The sequence below is a fragment of the Halobacillus sp. genome, from assembly GCF_049282395.1.
GTDB lineage: Bacteria > Bacillota > Bacilli > Bacillales > Halobacillaceae > Halobacillus.
Map to the genome: position 1 here is coordinate 1 of NZ_JBAPTY010000400.1, position 4,197 is coordinate 4,197.

Annotated in this window: 5 protein-coding genes; 1 reads left to right on the forward strand and 4 read right to left on the reverse strand. The window is 40.4% G+C overall.

What is annotated here, in order from left to right; genetic code table 11:
• Position 1: 1 nt before the first annotated feature.
• Genes WAM07_RS16765 through ribF form a run of 3 tightly spaced genes read right to left on the reverse strand, consistent with a single transcriptional unit; the run spans position 2 to position 1,717 of the window.
• Entirely contained in the window at positions 2–490 is a 489-nt protein-coding gene (locus tag WAM07_RS16765; protein ID WP_422168554.1) for a DUF1189 family protein, read from the reverse strand.
• Positions 491–504: 14 nt separating this feature from the next.
• Entirely contained in the window at positions 505–753 is a 249-nt protein-coding gene (locus WAM07_RS16770; RefSeq protein WP_089752627.1) for a DUF1450 domain-containing protein, read from the reverse strand.
• Positions 754–778: 25 nt separating this feature from the next.
• A complete protein-coding gene (gene ribF, locus WAM07_RS16775) occupies positions 779–1,717 on the reverse strand; it encodes a riboflavin biosynthesis protein RibF (RefSeq protein ID WP_422168555.1) in 939 nt (312 codons plus the stop codon).
• Between the two features lie 147 nt (positions 1,718–1,864).
• On the opposite strand from ribF, the gene WAM07_RS16780 reads away from it, so the two are divergent.
• Positions 1,865–2,404 carry an HD domain-containing protein gene (locus tag WAM07_RS16780; RefSeq protein WP_422168556.1) on the forward strand — a complete coding sequence of 180 codons (540 nt, stop codon included), beginning with the start codon at positions 1,865–1,867 and terminating at the stop codon, positions 2,402–2,404.
• Positions 2,405–2,445: 41 nt separating this feature from the next.
• Here WAM07_RS16780 and WAM07_RS16785 read toward each other — a convergent pair whose 3' ends face one another.
• Positions 2,446–3,939: a UDP-N-acetylmuramoyl-L-alanyl-D-glutamate--2,6-diaminopimelate ligase gene (locus WAM07_RS16785; RefSeq protein WP_422168557.1), complete on the reverse strand. Its 1,494-nt coding sequence runs from the start codon at positions 3,937–3,939 to the stop codon at positions 2,446–2,448.
• Positions 3,940–4,197 lie beyond the last annotated feature (258 nt).

Sequence of the window (4,197 nt, forward strand, 5' to 3'; positions counted from 1 at the left end):
GTTAACGTTTGGCTTTCTTCTTAGGATATATAATGATCATGCGAAACATGATATAAATAAACAAGGAAAAAAATATAAGAGCGCTGAGTCCATTGGGAACTGGTGTGTTTTTTAAAAGGATACTTAAAACCAACGGCACGGTTGCAGCATATGCTGTCATCTTCCACAATTGCTGATAAGTCAGTTTACGATCCAGCTGGTTCGTCATGAGCAGGGCGGCACCTGCAAGAGCAGATACCCCCACAAGAATTAAAAATATAATCAGCATTGGATAAAAGACAAATACCTGTACCAGATAGAGACCGCGGGAAACTTCGGTCAAGTTTGAGTCAAGACGTATAATCGTTCCGATCATATCCGGCAGAAACAGGATCGTCATTAAAATGAACAAGTACACGATCGTACTTGTAATTCCCTTCCGATTGAGACGGAACATCGCTTCCTTCTTAGGTAAACGTACACTATTCCATAATGAATCAAAAAACTCCATGTTATTCTCCTGCCTTAATCTGCATACACAGCAAGTTCTTCTTCAATCTTTGTACGGATTTTATCCAGAGCTTCTTCTGTTGTTTTAGCAAAAACACGTGTGCCATTTACAATAGCATAAGGTCTGACCGCGCACATGCCGCAGAAGGAAAGGCATTCGTTCATGAGTACCGCCACTTCAGGGTATTCGGACTCAATAATGTCTTCAATATCAAGCTCAGTTATTAAGTTTCCGTCACAAACTTCGACTACTACTACCCCCATGGTTAAATACTCCTTTCTGTAATGACTATGATGATAATCCTAAAATTTCTCGTGCATAACGTTCGTCCTGTTTCATCTCTTCTACCAGTGCATCCATTCCTTTAAAATCCACCTCATCCCGAAGATGACGCAGGAACTTTACAGATACAGTCTGGTCGTATACATCTCCTGAAAAATCCAGAATATACGCCTCAACTTTATAAGAGTCACCGTTTACCGTTGGACGGTAACCGGCACTAATTAACGTATAATAATGTTCGGGTGCTTCCCGGTGAAGTTTAACCACTCCTAGATAGACAGCCGGTTTTACTTCTACATATTCCTTAATATCTCCCAAATTCAGGGTAGGAAACCCTAGTTCACGGCCAAGTTGCTCACCTTTTTCTACTACTCCTGTAATTTCTAAAGGACGTCCAAGCATGGATTGAACGGCTTCCATTTTCCCTTCGTGAACGAGAGATCGTATTCTTGTACTGCTGATCTTTTCCCCGTTTAATTTTAGGTGCGGCACAATTTTTACCGGTACATTAATTTCCTGACAAATGTCTGCAAGCCCCTGTGCGTCAGAACCTCTTCCCTTACCGAAGCGAAACCCTTCCCCGACAAGAATGTGCGATATATTTAACTGACTTAAATGCTCAAATACAAATTCTTCCGGAGAGGTTTTGGCGTACTCTTTTGTGAAATGAACATGGTAGTAACGATCCACTCCGTACTCTTGAAACAACCTTATTTTATCTTGATAAGAAGATAGAGATGAAGCATATTCAGAATCTCCTTTTAACACCCATTTAGGATGGTCGGAAAACCCATAAACAGCAATTTGATCCTCAGAGGAAGCCAGTTTTTTTGCCTCATTCAGTAGGTATTGATGCCCCAGGTGCATTCCGTCCATTTTACCGATAACTAATACGACAGGCTCTGAGTTTTGCGGCGGCTGTGCCGTTACTTCAAATGTCTCCATCTCCATTGCTCCCCTTTAGCATAATGATTAAACCTATTAATTATATAATACCATGTCCTATTTAAGCAACACTTGATCTCATTTGCAACTGTTCTGCACGTGATGTTTAATAATAGGCAAGAAGCTTTTACATTAGGAGGAAATCTATTGATTGAGAAAGCGAAAATTTTTGCTGCAGAAGCCCACAAAGGACAAAAGCGGAAAAATTCAAATACTGATTACATCGTCCATCCTGAACGAGTGGCAGAATCACTCTTAAAAGCAGGTTTTAGACCAGAAGTAGTGTGTGCAGGGTATCTTCATGACGTGGTAGAAGACACGTCCTATACGCTTAAAGACATTGAAAAAGCATTTGGAGAAGAGGTTAAAGCATTAGTAGACGCTCATACTGAAGACAAAAGCAAATCCTGGCAAGAACGCAAAAGCCACACGATCCAATCTGTTAGAGAAGGTTCAGTGGAGATTAAAGCATTAATAGTCGCTGACAAATTGGATAATCTACAATCACTGAGTCAGGATCTCGAGGTATATGGGGATAAAATTTGGAGTAACTTTAACGCTGATTACCAACACCAGGAGTGGTATTATCAATCTGTAGCAGAAGTGATGGGGGTTGGATTAAAAGAGAAGGATGTTCCCGCTTTCTTTCACACGTACCGGAAACTAGTTAAACAAACGTTTGATTAAACTCAAGGGAAGGGCATGGATTTCCCCGTCCTTCCCTTGATTTATAACATAACAGGACGATAATAACTGTCGATAATTTCTTCATCGGAATGAGGAATTTCTTCTCCTCTTACAATCTGGGCATTGTTTATACAGCCACTGGTAAGAAGAATAATGTCGTTTTCCTTACCGAGGTCAAGAGATCTTTTCACTCCTTCAGCACGGGTCTGCGCTGTATGAATATAAGGAGCTTCAGGTTCTTTAAAACCAGTCATTACCTGGTCGATAATGACCTGGGGATGGTGGTAACCTGGATGATCAACAGTTACAACTACTTGATCGGCTTTTCCTTCAATCGCGGCAGCCATTTTGGGCATCTTATTAAAGTCCCGAATTCCAATGCCGGCTATCATAACAATCAACTGGCGATAGTCCAGTTTCTTTACTTCTTCCAACAACCTTTCCAGAGCGACCGGGGTATGAGCATAATCTAAAATAACTTTTTGATTATGTGGCGTCTGGATTACCTGGAACCTTCCCTCCGGTCCTTCAAGATTTGGAAGAACACTTAATATTTCGCCCATCGTAAATCCAAGCAGCAGGGATGTCCCTATAGCAGACAGTACATTTGCGACATTATAGGTTCCATACACAGGTACATAAACCTTACTCGTGGTTCCATTGTAAGATAAATCAAAAATTGAACCTTCTTCTGTCACTTCAATATTTTCTCCTTTAAGGTCAGCCTCGCTGTTTGATTGAATACTGTAGGTAATCATGTTTTCATCATGGAGTTTTAAGAGGTCTTCTCCCATTCCATCATCATCCATATTAACCACTTTATGAACGGATTGATGGAAAAGTCTCATCTTGCATTCTCTATAATGGTCAATGGTTTTATGATACTCGAGATGTTCTTCGGAAAAATTAGTGTGAATGGCTACATCAAACGTTATTCCTTCTACACGCTGTTGATCAAGAGCAATGGATGATACTTCCATAACTGCCGCATGATCGCCTTCCACAACTAAATCACGAAAAATATGATGCAAGTCTAAAGATTCAGGAGTAGTGGGAGTACTCTTCTTATAAACGAACCTTCTTTGCGATGACCAGATTCCCGTTGTTCCAATCGATCCCGTTTTCATGCCTAGAAGTGTTAATAGTGAACGCACATAGGCCGTTACTGTAGTCTTGCCATTTGTACCTGTTACCCCAATCGTTGTTAAGCGCTCGTCTGAATTGCCGAAGAAAAATTTTGAAAAAGAAGCCATGGCTTCTCTAACGTCTTCCACCACAATAAATGTACAATGAGGGTAAGTTTGACTAAGCTCCAGAAATAACGATTCGTTTACGCCAATAATAAGTGATGCGCCATTTTGAACCGCTTCTGCTACATACTGATCTCCATTAAAACTCTCTCCTTTGATACTGAAGAAAGCAAAATTCCTCTCTACTCGTTTAGAGTGAAAGGCCAGATGTACCACTTCCTGGTAATAAGGACCGTACATACGCTTTATATTCAAATGTTTGAATTGATCAAAATGTATCATCATAGTTGTTTCCTCACTCATAATATAATAGTTAGCGTCGTCAGATTCGCGTTAAAATATGTATGTTCTCTCTATTTGATTAACGGAAATAAACCCATCATCTTCCGGGCTTCAATACCCCCGCGCCCATACTAGATTAATTAAACCATTTCCCTTATTTTAACGCAGCCAAACGCTTTTGACTTCTAATAAATGAAAAACAGTCACAACGCCCAGGTAATTCCCAAATAAACCCACCTCAGGTCATCCAGAATATGGATG